This is a genomic window from Aeromicrobium sp. PE09-221, from assembly GCF_002174305.1.
Lineage (GTDB): Bacteria > Actinomycetota > Actinomycetes > Propionibacteriales > Nocardioidaceae > Aeromicrobium.
Genome location: NZ_MIJB01000002.1, coordinates 15,192 through 33,597, shown reverse-complemented (window position 1 = coordinate 33,597; position 18,406 = coordinate 15,192). Strand labels below are relative to the sequence as shown.

The window sequence follows — 18,406 nt, the reverse complement described above, 5'->3', positions numbered from 1 at the left end:
GGCACTGGCCCCCTAGAGTGAGCGGGTGCCATCGCCGCAGACCCGTATCGTCACCATGCTCTCCCTGGTGCAGGTGATCGGGGGCATCGGCAACGGCGCCGGACTCGCGATCGGCGCGCTGCTCATCGGCGATATCAGCGGATCGGACGCGTGGGCGGGCACCGCCACCGTGGCGCTGACCCTCGGAGCCGCGCTCTTCACCATCCCGCTCTCCAGGCTGGCGGCACGGCGCGGACGGCGACCGGCGCTGACGACCGGCTGGTGGCTGGGCGCGTTCGGCGCCGGGGTGACCATCGGCGCCGCGGTCCTCGTCTCCCTCCCCCTCGCACTCGTCGGCCTCGTGCTGTTCGGGGCCAGCACGTCGGCCAATCTGCAATCCCGGTTCGCGGCGGCCGACCGCGCCGAACCCCAGCAGGTCGGCCGGGCGATCTCGATCGTTGTCTGGTCGACGACGATCGGGGCGGTGACGGGCCCCAATCTCACCGGACCGGGTGCTGCCGTCGCCGGCTGGATCGGCATCCCGTCGCTGTCCGGGCCCATGGTGTTCTCCCTCGTGGCCTATGGACTCGCCGGTCTGCTGACCTTCGCCTTCCTGCGCCCCGAGCCGCTCATCCGAGAGGTGGGAGCGGCACCCGAGCGAGGGGTGATCGCGCGGGCGTTGCCGCACATCCGTGGGCGGGCCGCCATCGCGGTGCTCACCGTCGCCATCGCCCACGCCATCATGGTCTCTGTCATGGCACTCACCCCGGTACACATGCAGGGGCACGGTGCCGCCCTGGAGATCATCGGCCTCACCATCAGCCTGCACATCGCCGGCATGTACGCCCTCTCCCCCGTGATGGGCTGGTTGACCGACCGAGTCGGCGCCGACGCGACGATCCTCCTCGGCATGGTCACCCTCGTGATAGCCGTCGCACTCGCCGGGACCTCGGGGCATTCCGAGACCCGCATCACCGCGGGGCTGATCCTCCTCGGGCTCGGGTGGTCGGCCTCGGTGATCGCGGGTGCCGCCCTGCTCACCCACAGCGTGGAGCACGAGGTCCGCCCCCTCGTGCAGGGGCTCAGTGACCTGACGATGAACCTGTCCGGAGCCGCGGGCGGCCTGGTAGCGGGACTCGTCGTCGCGACCCTCGGCTTCGGTGCACTCAATCTCGCTGCGGCGCTGCTGACCATCCCGGTGGTCGTGGCCGTCCTCAACTCACGCCGGGAGCCGACTCCGTCCCCGTGACGACGAGCAGGTCACCCACCTCGCAGTCGAGGACATCGCAGATCGCCGTCAGCGTGGGGAAGCGGATCGCCTTGGCCCGGTCGTTCTTGAGGATCGACAGATTCACGACGGTGACGCCCACCAGCTCGGCGAGTCGGCTGAGGGTCATGCCGCGGGCGGCCAGCAGCTCGTCCAGGCGGCAGTGCACACGCCCCGTCTCGTCCTCGGGTGGCATCAGACCAGCCCCTCGGTGTCGCGCTGCATCCGCTCACCGGCGTGGAAGACCGCACCGAGCGCACCGACCGCCATCGCCGCGAGAACCGCGTACCAGTCGAGGTGGAACTGCACCGACTCGTAGACCGGCCGCGCCTCGATCTGAGCGAGGGCGCCGTTGCTGGCCATCACCGTGAACAGGAGCGTGATCACCCAGCCGAACACGATCACCATCGAGGTCGTGACGACCAGTCGCGTGTTGGTGCGGCTGAAGAACTCTCCGCGCAGCAGGTTGCGGCAGAGCAGCAGCACGCAGACGGTCACCGCCATCACCGCGAGATTCGGCACGATCGCCGCGCCCAATGCGGAGACATAGGAGGCGACGGGCAGATCGCTCACGTGGACCGTGATCTCGTCGACCCCCGCCTCGATCCGTGCGCCATCGGGGCCGATGGGCAGGTCGAAGACCTCCCCGACCAGCTGGACCCGGACGGGAACATCGCGATTGGGCAGGATCTCGACGAGGCTCATGACGATCGACCACGCCGAGCCAAGTGCGACGGCGATGCCGACGACGATCACCGCCCACAGATCGCTGCGCTGTGTGCTCCAAAAACCCTTCGACATCATGAAACCCTTCTTCATATCGTTTCTCGATATTATCGAATCACGATATGTAAGCGGCGTCAAACCGCGCGTCGGCCGGGCAACAACCTCGGGACGACACCCACCGCGAAGGCGACGGCGATCGCCGCGATGAGCGCGGTCGTGTTGCTCGGCACCACCGCACCGCCCAGGACGCCGATCCCGACGTAGAGCACCGCCCACGTTCCCGCCGAGAACACACAGGTCACCGCGAAGCGATGCCACGGGTACCCGCTCAGCGCCGCCGCGATGAGCACCGGCAGACGACCCGCCGGGATCAGGCGGGAGACCGTCATCGCCGCGATGTCGTTCTCCTCCAGACGCGTCCTCATCCGGCTGATCGCCGGACGATCGGCCCGTAGCCAGGGGACCTCGTCGGCTACCCGTCCTCCGGTCGCGCTGAAGACCACGAAGACCACACAGTCGCCGAGATACGCGCCCAGCCAACCGGCCGCCAGCACCAACAGCAGCTCCCACGGCGCCTCATCGTGGGCGAGCACCGCGGCCGCGGCGAGGGTCGGACCCGTCGGCACGATCGGCACCACGGCACCGAAGACGATCACCGCCGCCAGGACCATGAGATGCACCCATCCCAGGTCGTCAGCCATGGTCGCCTCCCACCCGGATGGTCGCGCCATGGGCCATCGGCTCGGCCCGGGCCGTCGTCACGGCATCGGCGAACCGCTCGCCCGGTGTCCAGAACAACCGCTCGTAGGCCCGCCCGCCCCGACGCACCCCGAGGGGCCAGAACGTGCCCCAGTGCACGGGCACCGCCCACCGCGCACCGACCCGGCGGACCGCGTCGGCCGCGTCCCGCGGCCCCATATGGCCGGCTCCCAATGTCGGGCCCCAGCCGCCGATCGGGACGACGGCGATGTCGACCTCTCCGATGTCATCGACGTGGTCCGACAGCTCAGTGTCGCCGGGGTACCAGAGCGAGGTCTCCTCCCGCCGGACGAGGAAGCCCAACGGCTCCCCGCTCAACCGTGAGGCGACGTGGCGCCGGTGGGGGTGCACCGCCGGCGTCGCACTCACGGTGATCCCCGATGCCGAACCCGCATCGCCGGGAGCCAGCTCGTCGACATCCAGGCCGGCACCCCGCAGCAACCGTCCCCCTCCCCGGGGAACGAGGACCGTGGTGCCGCGACGCAGCCGGCGCAGCGTCGGGACATGGAAGTGATCGGGATGCAGATGGGAGACGATGACGAGATCGGCGGTCAGCGCCTCCTCCTCGCGCACCGACGGCGCGAGTCGGCGCAGATGCGCGAGCCGATCGGCCACGACGGGGTCAGTCAGCAGGCGCGCCCCGCCTACCTCGATCGAAGCGGTGGAATGACCCCACCAGGTGATCTCCGCGCTGCTCACGAGAACCGCAGTCCTTGCTCCGCGAGACGCCCGACCAGGATGTCGTGGACATCGCGTCCGCGCAGCGCCGGTCGGTCGACCCGCCAGTTCGACGGATGGAGGAAGACGGCCTCGGTCTGACCACCGCCCATCCCACCGTGGGAGCCCACCAACTCCTCGAAGGCCACGACCTCGTCGAGGTCGGCATCGTAACGGCCCATCACCACCAGATCACCGGCATGCGCACGGGTCGCCACATCCCGAACATCGTCCGCGGCGAAGGGACCGTAGTCCAGCAAGGGGTCGATGCCCGACCCGTCGAGCACCTCGCCGGAGCCCGGGCCGAGCAACCGCCAACCAGTGGCGCCGTCCACGCGCAGACCGCCCTCGGCATGCGTGACGACCAGTCCGATATGCGGATGCTGCGCCAGTCCCTGCACGAGCAGCGGGTACCGCGCGTCCACCGCATCGCGCGAAGCGATCCCCTCGGCATCGCGCAGATAGAGATGGGCGAGGCTGCCCGAGGCCATCACCACGATCGGCCGATCCTCGTCGACTCCTCCGCCGAGCGGTGAGCCCGAGCCTCCCGAGCCCACCGCGACCGTCCGGGCGGCGGCACCGATCAACCGGCCCGTGCCGGGCGCGGACTCGCTCAACATATTCGCCGGTCCCCAGAGCTCAGCCGGCTGATCGTCGTGATGTGCCCGGCGTGCCGGGAGAGCCGCCAGCAGGTCGACGACCTCGGCCAGGGTCGCTCCGCTGAGCTGACGGAAGGTCGGCCCCTGCGACTGGCCATGGTCGGAAACGATCGCGATCTCATAATCGCGCCCCACCTCGTCCGCGACCTCAGACAGGAAGCCGATCACCCGGTCGAGTCCCTCCATCGCCTTCAGCGACTCCGGGCGCGCCGGACCGGCGTGATGGGCGACCTCGTCGAAGTCCACGAAATCGACGAAGATCACCGGCGCCCCGCGGGCCATGTGCTCGCTCACCAGCTGGACGTTGAGGTCACGCAGGACCACGGTGGTCAGGCCGCGGAGCAGCACGAAATTGCCGCTGCGCTTGACCCGCGGGATGACGGCGCGACGGCGCTGCCTGCGTCCCTGGTAGATCTCGGTGATCATCTGGCCGAACATCAGAACCACCGACCGGGCGAAACCGGCCGAGGTCGTCATGAAGGCGGCGAGGCCGTGATCACGCGGGATGCCGGCGCTGCTCATCGTCAGCAAGGCCGTCGGGGCGTCACCGGAGTACTGATTGGAGACGCTCACACCATCATCGGCGAGCAGTCCTCGGCCGGTGGAGATCCGTTGCTGGACGACCGCGACGTCCTCGGGCCGGCTGCTGACGAAGGGGCGACCGGAGTCCTTGTCGTACCACCGGAACGCCGGCACCTCGTACGTATCGCCGTGCAGCAGAACGGCCTGTCCCGCCGGGGTCGTCGCGGGCACGCCGGTGTGCCAGGTGCGGAACCGGTAATCACCCGAACGCAGCCAACGGCCGATGGTCGGCGAGGACCCGGAGGTGACTGCCTGGCGCAGGGTGTCGGCTCCGACGCCGTCGAGCTGGATCACCAGCAGACCCGGACCCGATGCCGACTCGCGCCGCGCGATGCGGATGGCACGCCCGAGAACCTGGCTGAAGAAGGCGTCATCGGTCGAGGAGTCGAACAACCAGTTCAGCACCGCGGCGACCGCCACAGCGCCCCAGGCGGCGAGCACCAGCTCGCTGAAGGAGAAGGGTGCGACCCCGGGCACCACGGCGAGTGCCGCCGCCAGGATCACGGCATCGGCCAGGAGTCCGGCGACCAGCAGACCGATCGGCCCGGTGAAGACGATGAGCTGGGTCAGGAAGGGACGCAGGAGGGCCCCGATCGCCAGCACGCTCGCTGCCACCAGCAGCACCGTCTCCGCATCCGCGCCGATCTGCTCGCCGGGCAACAGCCACAGGCTCACCGCCAGCGCGGCCGCGGACGTCAGGAAGAGCCGCAGGACACCGAACAGCCAGGGCCACGACGGCGTCCAGCGCCGCAGGCGACGGCGCACCGCCGCACCGTATCGCCCGATCACGCTCGCCACACCGGACGACTCTAGCGACATCGCGGGGCTGGGCCGATGATGTGTGAGGGCACCCTCGCGACGGGCGCAGAGAACCATGATCGATTAGCGTGTCGTCACGCAGCATCGACGAGGAGGCGGATCGTGAGCGAGGTACGGCGCGAGGCGTGGGGCGGACGGACTGCCTTCATCGTCGCGGCAGTCAGTTCAGCCATCGGGCTCGGCAATATCTGGCGTTTCCCGGGGGTCGCCTATGAGAACGGCGGCGGCGCCTTCCTCATCCCCTATCTGATCGCCTTCCTCACGGCGGGACTGCCGATCCTCTTCCTCGACTACTCCATCGGGCACCGGTTCAAGGCGGCACCGCCGCTGGCGTTCAAGCGCCTCGACCGGCGGCTCGAACCGCTCGGCTGGTGGCAGGTCGCGGTCTGCTACGTCATCGCGATCTACTACGCGGTCGTCATCGCCTGGGCGCTGGCCTTCACCGTATTCTCCTTCACCCGGGCCTGGGGCGACGACGCGGCGAGCTTCTTCTTCGACGACTTCCTGAGTGCAGCGGACGCCGGATTCTCACTCGACCTCGTCGGCAAGGTTCTCTGGCCGCTGCTCATCGTCTGGATCGTCACGATCGCCGTGATGGCGCTGGGCATCCGCCGAGGGCTAGAACGCGCCAATCGCGTCACGCTCCCGCTCCTGGTGGTGCTGTTCATGGCCATCGTCGTCTATGCGGTGACCCTCAACGGTGCCGCCGACGGTCTGAACGCCTTCTTCACGCCCAGCTGGGAGGCCCTTGGCGATCCGGCGGTGTGGATCGCCGCCTACGGCCACATCTTCTTCTCCTTCTCGATCGCCTTCGGCATCATGATCACCTACTCCTCATATCTTCGCCGCAAGGCCGACCTGACCGGTTCGGGGACCGTCGTGGCCTTCGGCAACTGCGGTTTCGAGATCCTCGCCGGTATCGGCGTGTTCGCCACCCTGGGATTCCTCGCGGCGCAGCAGGCGACCACGATCGACGAGCTGGAGGGCATCACCGGAGTCGGCCTGGCCTTCGTGACCTTCCCAACGCTGCTCGCCGAGATGCCCGGTGGAGCCGTCATCGGCGTCCTGTTCTTCCTCAGCCTGGTCTTCGCCGGCTTCACCTCGTTGCTGTCGATCCTGCAGGTCGTCTCCGGCGCAGTGCAGGACAAGACCGGGTGGAAGCCGGCCAAGGCGGGCGTCGTCGTCGGCATCGGTGCCACGATCCCCTCGGTCCTGCTCTTCGCGACCACGACCGGGGTGAACACCCTCGATGTCGTCGACGCCTTCATCAACAACATCGGCGTCGTGACCTCGGCGGTGTTGACGCTTCTGCTCGTGTCCTGGGTCGCCCGGTCGACACCACGACTGACCGCCCATCTCAATGCCGGAGGCAGTCTGCACGTCGGGCCGCTGTGGAGCATCATGATCCGTTTCGTCTCACCCGTCATCCTGGCCGCCGTTCTGGTGACGGGAGCCTGGTCGTACGCCACAGACGGCTACGGCGGCTTCCCAGGCTGGTACCTGGGCGTCGCCGGCTGGGGTGTGATCGCTGCTGTCGCCGTCTTTTCCTTCGCGATGAGCTACCGGCGCTACCGCCGCGAGGACACCGAGGACTTCTCTCCTGACGACACGACCGAACTCGCCCGCGAGGTCGAGACCGCCCGCAGCACCAACCGCAACGGAGGCGCACCATGACCCCCATCGCCATCGTCGTCATGATCCTCGCGATCGTGTTCTTCTGGGGCGGTCTCGTGTGGAGTATCGTCCGGCTGCGCCATCACCCCGATCTCGGCGACTGACAGCACCAGTGAGGCATGGCCCGAACCGTAGCCCCGGGCCATCACCGGCTGACTAGCCGGACGACCCCTTCGGATGGTTCTGCTCGTTCGCTCTGGGATTCCACTCCTCCTCGGTGATATCACCGTGGAAGGGGGCGGCTGGGGGTTGTATGTTCGAGCGGAGTGCGCCGGTGGCAGGGACGGCACGCCACAGTGCCACGGCGGTGAGCCCTGACGTGGCTGCCGAGCGCCTCGGCAGCCTGGTCGCCGACGAGACCGAGGGGGCTACTCTCCTCATCGGCGATCACGGTCTCGGCAAGAGCCACGTCTTGCAGCTGCTGGCCCGCGAACACACGGCACTCACAGTCCGTGCCGTGTCCTCCGAGCACGAGTTCGCTCTGTCCGGGATCGATGCCTTCATCAGCGTCTTGCACCCGGCGATGGCACACCAGCTCGGCCACCACCTCTCATTACGCGACGGCAGCGATGGTGGACTGTACGCGGCGGCCCACGACGTCCTCGACATCATCGGCGGTCTGCGCCTGCCGCCGACCCTGGTGCTCGTCGACGATCTGGACATCATGGACGCGCAGAGCCTCGCGATCCTGACCATCCTGCTCGCGCACCTCGGCGGCACAGGGGTACGGGTGATCGCCGCCGTGACACGGGTCCCGACCGGCATGGAGAGCCTGCCGAGTCTCCAGCTCGGCCCGTTGAGCGCCGACGCCGCCGAGCGCCTCCTCCGAGAGAGCGGTCCGGTCGACGCCACGACAGGACGTCTCCTGCTGGACTATTCCGGCGGCCACCCCGCCGTCCTGCTCCATCAGCTGAGCGCTCTCGACCGGCGCCAACGATCCGGCCGCCGGCCGCTCGTCCTGCCGATGCGATGGACATCGCAGCTCGACGCCATCGTCCCACGCGTCACGAAGGCCTTCAGCTCCGCTGAGCAGGAGATCCTGCTGACCGTGGCTCTCGCTCCCGCATGTCCCCTCGACGTCCTGGTGGAGACCACCGGCAACGAGGAGCTCATCGCCGAGTTGATCGATGAGGGCGTCCTCACTGTGCGCGGCGATGACATCAGCGTGGAGGACCAGAACCTGCGAGCGGCGTTGCTGCGTCGCTCGACCCGCCCCGATCGCATCGCCCGTCATACGGAGCTCGTGGAACGACTCAGGACGCTCGCGCCCGAGCTCGCCAGCTGGCATCGGGGATTCCTCAGCACCTCCCCGGCCGCGGCCCCGGATCTGCTCGATGCCGCGGCCGACGCCGCCGAGGCAGGCCAGCTGAGGGTCGCCGTCGAGCTCGCCGAGACCGCTTACGCCCGTCTTTCAGGTGAGACGAGCGGCTCCCTCCAGGCGCATGCCCGGCTCGTGTGGGCATTGCAGCGCGCCGGGGAGAGCGCGCTCGCGGCCCGGTACACCCGGTGGGCTCGGGCGCAACACCTCGACGCGACGACCGAGCTGGCCCTCGCCACCGCCGAGCTGACGGCAACACTGGTCTCCGGCCAGCGGATGTATGACGAGGATGTCGAGGCGGTGATCGCGCTCCACGGCGAACGTCACCCGGACGAGGCCGCGCGCCTGTGCCTCATCCTCGCGGCCGGGCACCTCGCCCGATGCGAGCCGACGCCTGCCCGCGCTGCGCTCGCGACCGGACGACGGATCATCACCCAGCCACGCCTCGGCGACGTCGCCGATGCGCTGACTGATGTGGCCGATGCTCTGGACGACCATCGCCGCATGCCGGGCCGTCCCCAGCGTCCGACCGACCCGCCCGAGGCGCTCGTCCTGCGCGCCCACGCCGCCAGCATGCGCGAGGACTACGGACGGGCGCGTCGCCTCCTGACCTCGACCCTCCACCATCCCGGCCTACGGGAGCGATCGCTGATGACCGTCAGCCATCTCATCGGCGTCCGCAATGAGCTCGCGGCGGGTGACTTCACCGCCGCACAGCGGGCGATCGACCTGTGGGCCGCGGACCCTCCCTGGATCCGGCACGACTCGTCGACCACCGACCTCGTCGTAGCCTGGCATCACTACATCACCGGAGACATCGGCGCGGCCCACCAGGCGATCGCGCAATGCCTCGAGCTAGCGGCGCGGGAGAGCCATCCGGCCAACCGAGCGACCGCCCTGGCGTTGCGCGGCGCAATCCACCTGATGACCGGCGATCCCGGATCGGCCGTCGCGGACCTCCGGGCCACCACGGTGTTGAGCCATGACGCTCCGCGACCGAGTCTGCTGCGGCACTGGGGAGACTACGTGGAGGCCTGTGTCCTCACCGATCGCGTGAGTGAGGCCCGCCGGGCCGCGGCCTCGCTCGAGCGGCTGCTCAGCCGGTACCCGAGCCAGTGGGGTGATCACGTGCTGGCGCGGGCGAAGGGCCTGGTCTCCGCAGATGCCTCCGTGACCCTCCTCGCCGAGCACGTGACCTCCCTCGACGAGTCGGCCCTGCACTCCTATGAGGGCGCACGGAGCCTGGTCTGCCTCGCGGACCGGCAGGCCGAGGTGGGCCGCACCGCCGAGGCTCAGCGGACCGCGGCCAACGCCGCCACGATCTTCGACTCCATCGGCGCCACGGGCTGGGCCGCGCATCTGCGGCTGCGACCATACCGGGAGCCGGCTCCCGTCCCCGCCGTCTCGCCCCTGGCGGCCCTCTCGTCCGCCGAGCAGGAGATCGTCCAGCTCGTGCGAGAAGGCCTCCGCAATCGCGAGATCGCCGAACGGCTCTATGTATCGGTGAGGACCGTGGAGCTCCGCCTCACCCATGTGTACCGCGCACTCGATGTCCGATCGCGCACCGAGCTCACGGCGCTGCTCGGCGAACGTCACGACGCCGCCTGACCCTCGACGCGACGTTCCGGACTCCGCCACACCCCGCTCGACCGCCGTGTCAGCGCATGCACGAGCGCCCGGAGGCAGAGCGCGGCGTCCAGCACCCGCAGCGCGGTGTAGGCGGGAGCGAAGGCGATGATCGCGAAGCGGCGGGTCAGGAGGGCGACGTAGACGGTCGCTACGAGGTCGACCACGATGACGCCGATGACCGCGGCCACCAGCATGTCGCCCCCCGGGACCGGCAGCGGCGACCATTCGTCGACCCGGACGAGCCGGCCGAGTGCCGCGACGATCGTGGCGACCGCGAGGGCCAGTACCAGGACGCTGCTGAGCGCGACCTCGGCCGCGAAGACCGTGACCGAGGCCCAGAAGACCCGGACCCGCGGCCGGTGCCTGCGCAGCGTCTGCCAGAAGCCGAGATTCCAGCGCCCGACCTGTCGCACGTAGTCCGCGAGGGTGGCCGGGTCCTGCGTGTACGCCCGCGCCGACCACGGTTGGAAGGCGATCCGCCCGAGGGCCTTGGCATGAATCTCGAAGGTCATGTTGTAGTCCTCGATCGCCAGCCCGGGAGCGGCGATGTCGACCGTCTCGAGCACATCGGCACGGTACATGCTGGCGAAGCCGGGGACGATCGCCACCGCGTCGAGCCCACGTGCCGCCTGGCCGTACTTGAGCAGCGTCTGGAACAGGACATAGAGCCGCTCACGGTGGGCGAGGAGGACCCGCGCCATCCACCCCGCCCCGGCGGGCCATCGCGTCGAGGCGCGACCGGCCACCGCGGCCACGGCCGGGTCGTCGAACAGGGGCAGCCCGCTGTAGAGATAGTCCTCGCTCGGGACGGTGTCGGCATCGAGGATCATGATCACCGCGAAGCGCCGGGTCAACCCGAAGTGCCGGAGCCCTGCCACGAGCGCACCGGCCTTGCCGTGGCTCTCGGTGAGCTCCACGACATTCGCCCCGCGGGCGCGGACGATCTCGGCGGTGCGGTCGGTCGAGGCATCCGAGGCGACGAACACCTGGCCTGCCGGCACCAGCCGCATGACCGCCACGATGGTGTCCGCGATGACCTTCTCCTCATTGTGCGCCGCGATGAGGACCCCCACCCGCCCCGGACGGATGCGCGCCTCCCGGACGGGGAGAGGGTGCGTCCGCCCCAGCATCCATCGCACGCTCCCGACGCAGCCCCACAGCGTCGTGCTGAGACCGGCGAACAGCACGGCGGTCGCCACGAAGACGGCGACATGGCTCATCGTCCACCTCCCGGCCTGATGCGAGCGCGTCACCACGTTAGGACCGCGGACGGCTCCGCGGGAGGGCCTGGAACCGCAAGGACGATGGCGGTCCATTGCGGACCCGTGCGGAGGGATTGCGGGAGCCCACAGCCTTTCGCCGGTGCCGTTGACCGGTGATTCGCCGCTCCCCGAGGTTGGGCGTCAGGCGGTGCTCGGCGACCCCATCCGCTCGACCGGGCGCCGCCGCCCGACCACATGCTGAGGAGAGACAGACGATGAGCACACTCGACCTTCCCGAGCAGGGAGCCCTCGCCCGCCGCCGTATCGGCCGTATCGAGCAACCGCCCCGGCCGGCGCCCGTCTTCGACGCGGATGTCGCGATCATCGGCCTCGGCTATGTAGGACTGCCGACCGCACTGGCCTATCACCACGCCGGCGCCCGTGTCGTGGCCCTCGACATCGCCGCACCGCGGCTCACTGCGATCCGCTCGCGAGACGTCGACCTCGTCCCCGATGATCAAGCGCGGCTGCGCGAGGCCCTGGACGACCCGGGATTCGTGCTCACCGACGATGTCAACGCGCTCACCCGCGCTCGCGCGGTCATCGTCTGCGTCCCCACCCCCGTCGACCGCCACCTCGTGCCGGATCTGAGTCTGCTGCGCGCGGCGTGCGCATCGGTCGTGGCCCATGCGGTACCGGGCCAGCTGCTGATGCTGACCTCCACCACCTATGTCGGCTGCACGGAGGATCTGCTCGTCCGTCCGCTGCTGCGCCGCGGTCTCGTGGCCGGGGAGGACGTGCACGTCGCCTTCAGCGCCGAGCGCATCGACCCCGGATCAGCCGGGGTCAAGACCGAGACCGTGCCACGGGTGGTGGCCGGAGCGACACCGGCGTGCACCGAGGCCGCCGCACAGGTGCTGGGCTCCTATGCCGAGAGCGTGCACCGTGTCTCCTCCCTCGCCGTGGCGGAGATGACCAAACTGCTGGAGAACACCTTTCGTGCGGTCAACATCGCCCTGATCAACGAGTTCGCCGACATCTGCCGGACCCTCGGCATGGAGGTCGGCGATGTCATCGACGCGGCGGCCACCAAGCCGTACGGCTACATGGCCTTCCGCCCCGGCCCCGGTGTCGGCGGTCACTGCATCCCCTGCGACCCGCACTATCTGCTGTGGCAGCTACGCCGAGACCGGGTCGATGCCCCGATGATCTCCACCGCCATGCAACAGATCGCCGGACGGCCCGGACGCGTGGTCGACCGCATCCGCGACGTGCTCTCCGCACGGAGGATGGGGCTGCCGGGCACCCGCGTGCTGGTCTGGGGCATCACGTACAAGCCCGATGTGGCCGACCTACGCGAGTCCCCCGCCCTGGAGATCCTGCAGACCCTCCTCGAGGCCGGTGCGATCGTCGGATACACCGACCCGTACGTGCCCGTCGCCACGCTGCCCGATGGCATCGAGCTGATCGGCATCGACGAGCCGGAGTCCTTCCAGCCGGAGGTGGTCCTGCTGCACACCGCGCACACCGGCGCCGACACCTCCTGGATCGGCGAGGCACTCGTCGTGGATGCCACCTACGGCGCACGTGCCCTCACGAACCGGGTCGCGCTGTGAACACCGATGCCCGGCGCAGTGTCGTCACCGGCGGCGCGGGCTTCATCGGCAGCCACCTGGCCGAGTACCTCCTCGACCGGGGCGACCACGTCGTGATCGTCGACGACTTCTCCACGGGACGCCGCGAGAACCTCGCAGCCCTGGCGGAGCATCCCCGCCTGGAGGTCGTCGAGGGCTCGATCCTCGACCGCGACCTCCTCCGCGGGGCCATGACCGGCGCCGACCGGGTCTTCCACCTGGCCGCCGCCGTAGGCGTGCACCTCATCATCGACGAACCTCTACGCAGCCTGCGCACGAACATCCACGGAACCGAGAACGTGGTCGATCTGGCGCATGAACTGGGGCTCACGATGCTGCTCGCTTCCACGAGCGAGGTGTACGGGAAGAACACCGCCGACCGGCTCGACGAAGGGGCCGACCGCATCCTGGGATCACCACTTCTCTCCCGGTGGACCTATGCTGCGGCGAAGGGCATCGACGAGGCCTACGCTCACGCGTACTGGTCGTCGCTCGGCCTGCCGGTCACCATCGTGCGGTTGTTCAACACCGTCGGGCCGCGGCAGACCGGCCGTTATGGCATGGTCCTGCCGCGGCTCGCCGGCCAGGCGCTGCGCGGCGAGCCGATGACGGTCTACGGGGACGGACGGCAGACGCGCTGCTTCTCCTACGTAGGGGACATCGTTCCCGCGCTCGTCGCGCTCGTCGAGAACCCCGCGTCGCACGGTCTGGCGGTCAACCTCGGCGGCGCTGAGGAGATCTCCATCCTCGAGCTCGCCGAGCGGATCGCGGAGGTGACGGGGTCCGAGAGCCCGATCCAGTTGGTGCCCTATGCGGATGCCTACGCATCCGGATACGAGGACATGCGGCGCCGCGTGCCGGACAACTCGCTCGCGGGATCACTGATCGGGTTCTTCCCTCACACGCGCGTGGACGAGATCATCCGGCGGGTGGCCGAGCAGCTGGCCGGCACCACGATGGCGAGTCGATGATGTGCGGGATCGTGGCGTGCTCGGGCGAGGGCCCGGTCGTCCCCCTGCTCATCGAGGCCCTCGAGCGCCTGGAGTACCGAGGCTACGACTCCGCCGGGATCGCGGTACCGGGGGCAGACGACCGAGTGGAGACCCTCCGGTCGATCGACCGTGTCCAGGACCTCGGACATCGGGCTACCGCATGGGCCCCGACCGTGGGCGCCACAACGGGTCTCGGTCACACGCGCTGGGCCACCCATGGCGAGGTGTCCGTGATCAACGCCCATCCGCATCGCGACTGCTCCGGGCGCCTGGCTGTGGTCCACAACGGAGTCCTGGAGGACGTGACAGAGTTACGCAACGCCCTCGCCGACAGGAATCACTCGGTCGCCTCGCACACCGACTCAGAGCTGATCGCGCACCTGATCGAAGAGGGGATGCGCGAGGACGCCGATCTCATCGAGGCCGTCGAAAGGGTCCTGGGCGGATTGCGTGGATCCTGGGCACTCGTCGTGCTCGACGCGCGCACCGGCGAGCTGGTGGCGACCTGTCACGGATCGCCACTGGTCATCGCTGAAGGCCCGGACGGCGTCTTCGCGGCGAGCGATATCAGCGCGCTCGCGCCGTGGGTGGAGTGGTATCGCGTGCTCGACGACGGGGACGTGGTGCAACTGCGGGCCGGGTTGCCGTGGCGGCGCGGTGGACTCCCCGTCGCACCGCCACCCGCGGTCGCCTGCTCGGTCGGCGTCGCCGACCTGTCCCTGGGCCTCTATCCGGACTTCATGGCCAAGGAGATCGAACAACAGCCCGACGTGGCCGAGCAGCTGATCACCACCTGGTCGGCGTCGATCCTGCACGGGTTGTGGCCGTCGTTCTCGCTTCCGGTCCCCCGCCACGTGACGGTGGTGGGCTGCGGCACCTCGCTGAATGCCGGCCGCGTGGTCGCGGATCTCCTCGCCCGGCTCGGGTCCATCCCGTTCACCGCGGTCGAAGCGAGCGAGCTCACGTCGACGGCTACCGTCCCGGGCAGTCTCGCCCTCGTACTGAGCCAGTCCGGCGAGACGGCCGATGTGCTCACGGCGCTCGACGTCCTGCACGAACGCGGCCATGCCGTCGTCGCCCTCACCAATAGTCCGCACTCGGCGCTGGCCCGCCGTGCCGAGGCCGTCATGATGTGCCATGCGGGTCCGGAGATCGGGGTCGCGGCGACCAAGACCTTCGTGGCCCAGGTGCTCGGGGGTACCTGCGTCGTGCTGTCCCTGCTCGGATGCAGCGGCGTGGTCGAGCAACAACGGGCGCAGCGCCTGGTCCGGGACCTCGACCGGGTCCCGGACGCCCTCGCCCAGGCGATCGGCGCCTCGCGGCGCACCGTCCCCCAACTCCTCGAGGGACTCACGCAGGCATCCGGTTATGTGTTTCTCGGCCGCGGACCGGGACGGATCTATGCCGACGAAGGCGCACTGAAACTCAAGGAGCTCACCTACCGCTGGGCCGAGAGCCACGCCGCGGGCGAGCTGAAACACGGCCCCCTGGCCCTGGTCGAGAGCGGAACCCCGGTCTTCGTCATCGACGACCGGAGCGCGCGTATCCACGCCACGATCGCCGAGGTGAGCGCTCGCGGAGCCGTGGTCACCTCGATCGGCGGTCCCGGCACCTCCGTACCCGCGCTGGGCTCCCCGTTGGCGGGCGCCCTGCACACCACGGTCGACTGGCTCGGTCCCTTAGCCTCCGTCGTCGCCCTGCAGATCATCGCGCGTGAGCTCGCTGTCGCCCTGGGCCGCGATGTCGACAAGCCGCGCAACCTCGCCAAGTCGGTCACGGTCGAATAGGAGACCACCATGCCCAGCTCTCTCGCCTCTGTCACCTCCGCGCGCCGTACCCCGGCACGGCTGATCGCGCTGCTGCTCGCCGCGCTCACCGTCACCGCGACCGCCTGGCTCACCACGCCCACGCTGGAACCGGCCGACGCGGCACCGCAGACGATCGTCAGCCTCACCTTCGACGACGGCAATGCCAACCAGCAGGCCGCGGTCGATCTGCTCGACAAGTACGGCATGAAGGGCACCTTCTACGTGGCCTCGGGCTATCTCGGCGCGCCGGAGTACTTCACGATGGATCAGGTGAAGGCCATTGCCGCCGAGGGCCACGAGATCGGCGGCCACACCGTCTCGCATCCCGACCTCACCGCCCTCTCGACGGCCCAGGCCACCCGCCAGGTCTGCTACGACCGGGTCCGGCTCAGCGAGGCCGGCCTGACCATCCGCAGCTTCGCCTATCCCTTCGCCGCCGTCAACGATGTGGCCAAACAGGCGGTCGTCGACTGTGGCTACAACAGCGCTCGCGGACTGGGCGATCTGGACATGACCCGCGGCAGGAACAAGATCAATGCCGAGTCGGTGCCCCCGCCCGATCCCTTCGTGCTGCGCGCGCCACCCCAGGTCGAGACCTCCTGGACCCTCGCTGATCTCAAGGGAGTGGTCACTCGCGCCGAGCGCACGGGCGGCTGGGTGCCGATCACCTTCCACAATGTGTGCGCCTCCGGTTGTGATATCTCCGTGACGCCGAAGGTCTTCGACCAGTTCCTCACGTGGCTCAAGCCCCGTGCGGCGCAAGGAACGGTCGTGCAGACCGTGGGCGACACCATCGGTGGAGACGCCAAACCGACCGTCCCAGGTCCACCGATCGACCCGGTACCGAGCGGCGGCAACGGCGTCGTCAACGGCGGGGCCGAGGAGGTCAACGCCGACGGGACACCGCGCTGCTGGATGCGCGGCGGCTACGGTGCCAACACCGCCGAGCTCAGCACCGTCGATGCCGCCCACACCGGCGCGAAGGCCACTCGGGTGACGGTGTCCGGCTACGCCGATGGCGACGCGAAGTGGCTGCAGGCCTTCGATCTCGGCGAGTGCTCGCCTCAGGTCACACCGGGTCACACCTATTCGCTGCGCAGCTGGTACACCTCCGATGCGGTCACGCAGTTCGCCGTCTATCTGCGCGACGCCGAAGGCCGCTGGCACTACTGGACCTCCAGCCCGTGGTTCGCCGCGTCCTCCACCTTCACCCAGGCGGTCTGGACCACGCCGGAGATCCCGGCGGACATGAGCGGGATCAGCTTCGGGCTGAGCATGTTCTCGAACGGCACCATCACCACGGATGATGTCGAGATCTACGACACGCGGGATGCGCCACCCCCCGCTGAGTCCGCGACCGAGGCCTCCGGGCTCCGGGACGCACCGGCGATCAGCGCACAGGTCGAGCCGCAGGGCGATCCTGAGGAGTGAGAGGACTTCGCCTGACCGTGGCGGGCGTGTCGGCTGCGGTCCTGCTCGGACTGCTGTCGACGAGCCCGCCACGCTCCCCGCCCGCCGAGCCGGCGACCCCTGAGCCGCCGGGAGTGTTCGTCGACCCGGGTCCGCTGCCACGCAGCTACCCCTGGCACACCGAGATCGTCGCGGCGACCTTCTGGGTCGGCGAGATCCTCGACCCCGACGCCCCGGACGGCTCCCAACGCGTGTCCGCCTACGACTCGCGCTGGATCGAGCGGTACGGCGGCTGCGACGGCCGGCAGATCGGCCGCGAATGCCGCACCGAGCAACGGTACGCCGAGGACGGCTACTGGCCGCGGTCGATGGAGCCGCGGATGAACCCCTTCTACCTCGATCTGCCCTATGACGATGTCAACGACGGGCTCGGCTTCGCCTGGCGCGGCGAGGTGGTGCCCTGGGCCCGCGATCGGGGTTACGCCGAGCACGTCGACGATCGGGCGTTCAGCCTGATGAAGAACCGCTGGGTCGAGATCCGTCACGGCGACCGGACCTGTTTCGGGCAGATCGCGGATGCCGGGCCGGCGAACTATCACGACACCGCCTATGTGTTCGGCGCGGATGACATGCCACCGTCGACGACCAAGTTCCGCGGTGCTGGGATGGACGTCTCCCCCGCCCTCAACGCCTGCCTGCACCTGGCCGGACTGGACATGCTGCAGTCCCGCGTGGACTGGCGCTTCGTCGAGGAGAGCGACGTGCCCGAGGGTCCCTGGACGCGTCTCGTCGACGACGACCCCCGCGTCCGCTGACCCTCCGCGCCACCCCCGGTCCGCGCCCGGACCCAGCGCTCCCGGACGCCCGAGTGGTGCAGATTCGTCCCGGAATCGCGCGAGAAGGGGCGAATTCGCACCACTCGCGGGCACGAATGCACCACTCGACGCCGTCTCGCCACTTGCCTGATACCCCATAGGGGTATAGCGTAGGTGCCATCGCATCCGAATGAGAGGAGCCGCCCATGAGCACGACCGAGTACCAGGTGACCGGGATGAGCTGTGGGCACTGTGAGGGCGCCGTCCGCGACGAGGTGTCGCAGATCCCCGGCGTCACCGCGATCGATGTCAGTGCGGCCACCGGCCGGTTGTCCGTCACCGCGGACCAGCCCGTCGACGACGCCGCGGTGCTCGCCGCCGTCGACGAGGCCGGTTACCAAGCGGCCCGGGCCTGA

Annotated in this window: 16 protein-coding genes; 10 read left to right on the top strand and 6 right to left on the bottom strand. The window is 69.4% G+C overall.

Annotated features, from left to right (window positions below):
• Nucleotides 1–25: 25 nt before the first annotated feature.
• Nucleotides 26–1,228: an MFS transporter gene (locus BHE97_RS00275; protein ID WP_236757451.1), complete on the top strand. Its 1,203-nt coding sequence runs from the start codon at nucleotides 26–28 to the stop codon at nucleotides 1,226–1,228.
• On the opposite strand, the gene BHE97_RS00270 is transcribed toward BHE97_RS00275, so the two are convergent.
• The 5 genes from BHE97_RS00270 to BHE97_RS00250 are packed head-to-tail and all read right to left on the bottom strand — an operon-like array spanning nucleotide 1,194 to nucleotide 5,487.
• Nucleotides 1,194–1,442 (bottom strand): helix-turn-helix domain-containing protein, encoded by a 249-nt coding sequence (locus BHE97_RS00270; protein WP_087622023.1) that lies wholly within the window; start codon nucleotides 1,440–1,442, stop codon nucleotides 1,194–1,196. The two genes, BHE97_RS00275 and BHE97_RS00270, sit on opposite strands and share 35 nt — an antisense overlap.
• Nucleotides 1,442–2,047, bottom strand: coding sequence for a DUF2975 domain-containing protein (locus tag BHE97_RS00265; protein WP_236757450.1), 606 nt, complete (start codon nucleotides 2,045–2,047; stop codon nucleotides 1,442–1,444). Before BHE97_RS00265 ends, BHE97_RS00270 begins: the two co-directional genes overlap by 1 nt.
• A gap of 59 nt (nucleotides 2,048–2,106) precedes the next feature.
• Nucleotides 2,107–2,673 carry a VTT domain-containing protein gene (locus tag BHE97_RS00260; RefSeq protein WP_170931172.1) on the bottom strand — a complete coding sequence of 189 codons (567 nt, stop codon included), beginning with the start codon at nucleotides 2,671–2,673 and terminating at the stop codon, nucleotides 2,107–2,109.
• Nucleotides 2,666–3,430: an MBL fold metallo-hydrolase gene (locus BHE97_RS00255; protein WP_170931171.1), complete on the bottom strand. Its 765-nt coding sequence runs from the start codon at nucleotides 3,428–3,430 to the stop codon at nucleotides 2,666–2,668. The genes BHE97_RS00260 and BHE97_RS00255 overlap by 8 nt, the downstream gene beginning before the upstream one ends.
• Nucleotides 3,427–5,487, bottom strand: a complete 2,061-nt coding sequence (locus BHE97_RS00250) for an alkaline phosphatase family protein (RefSeq protein ID WP_170931170.1) — start codon at nucleotides 5,485–5,487, stop codon at nucleotides 3,427–3,429. The genes BHE97_RS00255 and BHE97_RS00250 overlap by 4 nt, the downstream gene beginning before the upstream one ends.
• A gap of 123 nt (nucleotides 5,488–5,610) precedes the next feature.
• Here BHE97_RS00250 and BHE97_RS00245 point away from each other — a divergent pair, with 123 nt between their 5' ends.
• The 3 genes from BHE97_RS00245 to BHE97_RS00235 all read left to right on the top strand — a co-directional run bounded on the left by BHE97_RS00245 (nucleotide 5,611) and on the right by BHE97_RS00235 (nucleotide 10,108).
• Nucleotides 5,611–7,182 (top strand): sodium-dependent transporter, encoded by a 1,572-nt coding sequence (locus tag BHE97_RS00245; RefSeq protein ID WP_201791248.1) that lies wholly within the window; start codon nucleotides 5,611–5,613, stop codon nucleotides 7,180–7,182.
• Nucleotides 7,179–7,286 (top strand): methionine/alanine import family NSS transporter small subunit, encoded by a 108-nt coding sequence (locus BHE97_RS00240; protein ID WP_087622017.1) that lies wholly within the window; start codon nucleotides 7,179–7,181, stop codon nucleotides 7,284–7,286. Before BHE97_RS00245 ends, BHE97_RS00240 begins: the two co-directional genes overlap by 4 nt.
• A 203-nt stretch (nucleotides 7,287–7,489) precedes the next feature.
• Nucleotides 7,490–10,108, top strand: coding sequence for a LuxR C-terminal-related transcriptional regulator (locus BHE97_RS00235; protein ID WP_170931169.1), 2,619 nt, complete (start codon nucleotides 7,490–7,492; stop codon nucleotides 10,106–10,108).
• Here the strand turns inward: BHE97_RS00235 and BHE97_RS00230 are convergent.
• On the bottom strand, nucleotides 10,093–11,349 hold the full coding sequence (locus tag BHE97_RS00230) for a glycosyltransferase family 2 protein (protein ID WP_087622015.1): 1,257 nt from the start codon (nucleotides 11,347–11,349) through the stop codon (nucleotides 10,093–10,095). The two genes, BHE97_RS00235 and BHE97_RS00230, sit on opposite strands and share 16 nt — an antisense overlap.
• Before the next feature lie 257 nt (nucleotides 11,350–11,606).
• Here BHE97_RS00230 and BHE97_RS00225 point away from each other — a divergent pair, with 257 nt between their 5' ends.
• The 6 genes from BHE97_RS00225 to BHE97_RS00200 all read left to right on the top strand — a co-directional run bounded on the left by BHE97_RS00225 (nucleotide 11,607) and on the right by BHE97_RS00200 (nucleotide 18,406).
• Nucleotides 11,607–12,947 (top strand): nucleotide sugar dehydrogenase, encoded by a 1,341-nt coding sequence (locus BHE97_RS00225; RefSeq protein WP_087622014.1) that lies wholly within the window; start codon nucleotides 11,607–11,609, stop codon nucleotides 12,945–12,947.
• Nucleotides 12,944–13,936 carry an NAD-dependent epimerase/dehydratase family protein gene (locus BHE97_RS00220; RefSeq protein WP_087622013.1) on the top strand — a complete coding sequence of 331 codons (993 nt, stop codon included), beginning with the start codon at nucleotides 12,944–12,946 and terminating at the stop codon, nucleotides 13,934–13,936. The genes BHE97_RS00225 and BHE97_RS00220 overlap by 4 nt, the downstream gene beginning before the upstream one ends.
• A complete protein-coding gene (glmS, locus tag BHE97_RS00215; protein WP_087622171.1) occupies nucleotides 13,936–15,744 on the top strand; it encodes a glutamine--fructose-6-phosphate transaminase (isomerizing) in 1,809 nt (602 codons plus the stop codon). Before BHE97_RS00220 ends, glmS begins: the two co-directional genes overlap by 1 nt.
• Before the next feature lie 9 nt (nucleotides 15,745–15,753).
• Nucleotides 15,754–17,196, top strand: a complete 1,443-nt coding sequence (locus BHE97_RS00210; RefSeq protein WP_087622012.1) for a polysaccharide deacetylase family protein — start codon at nucleotides 15,754–15,756, stop codon at nucleotides 17,194–17,196.
• Nucleotides 17,197–17,222: 26 nt separating this feature from the next.
• Nucleotides 17,223–17,990, top strand: a complete 768-nt coding sequence (locus BHE97_RS00205; RefSeq protein WP_140399915.1) for a hypothetical protein — start codon at nucleotides 17,223–17,225, stop codon at nucleotides 17,988–17,990.
• 206 nt (nucleotides 17,991–18,196) lie between these two features.
• On the top strand, nucleotides 18,197–18,406 hold the full coding sequence (locus BHE97_RS00200; RefSeq protein ID WP_087622010.1) for a heavy-metal-associated domain-containing protein: 210 nt from the start codon (nucleotides 18,197–18,199) through the stop codon (nucleotides 18,404–18,406).

Excerpts from the sequence above, each read along its gene's own strand:
- BHE97_RS00270 (WP_087622023.1), bottom strand. The coding sequence starts at position 1,442 with ATGCCACCCGAGGACGAGACGGGGCGTGTGCACTGCCGCCTGGACGAG.
- BHE97_RS00265 (WP_236757450.1), bottom strand. The coding sequence starts at position 2,047 with ATGTCGAAGGGTTTTTGGAGCACACAGCGCAGCGATCTGTGGGCGGTG.
- BHE97_RS00260 (WP_170931172.1), bottom strand. The coding sequence starts at position 2,673 with ATGGCTGACGACCTGGGATGGGTGCATCTCATGGTCCTGGCGGCGGTG.
- BHE97_RS00240 (WP_087622017.1), top strand. The coding sequence starts at position 7,179 with ATGACCCCCATCGCCATCGTCGTCATGATCCTCGCGATCGTGTTCTTC.
- BHE97_RS00230 (WP_087622015.1), bottom strand. The coding sequence starts at position 11,349 with ATGAGCCATGTCGCCGTCTTCGTGGCGACCGCCGTGCTGTTCGCCGGT.
- BHE97_RS00225 (WP_087622014.1), top strand. The coding sequence starts at position 11,607 with ATGAGCACACTCGACCTTCCCGAGCAGGGAGCCCTCGCCCGCCGCCGT.
- glmS (WP_087622171.1), top strand. The coding sequence starts at position 13,936 with ATGTGCGGGATCGTGGCGTGCTCGGGCGAGGGCCCGGTCGTCCCCCTG.
- BHE97_RS00210 (WP_087622012.1), top strand. The coding sequence starts at position 15,754 with ATGCCCAGCTCTCTCGCCTCTGTCACCTCCGCGCGCCGTACCCCGGCA.
- BHE97_RS00200 (WP_087622010.1), top strand. The coding sequence starts at position 18,197 with ATGAGCACGACCGAGTACCAGGTGACCGGGATGAGCTGTGGGCACTGT.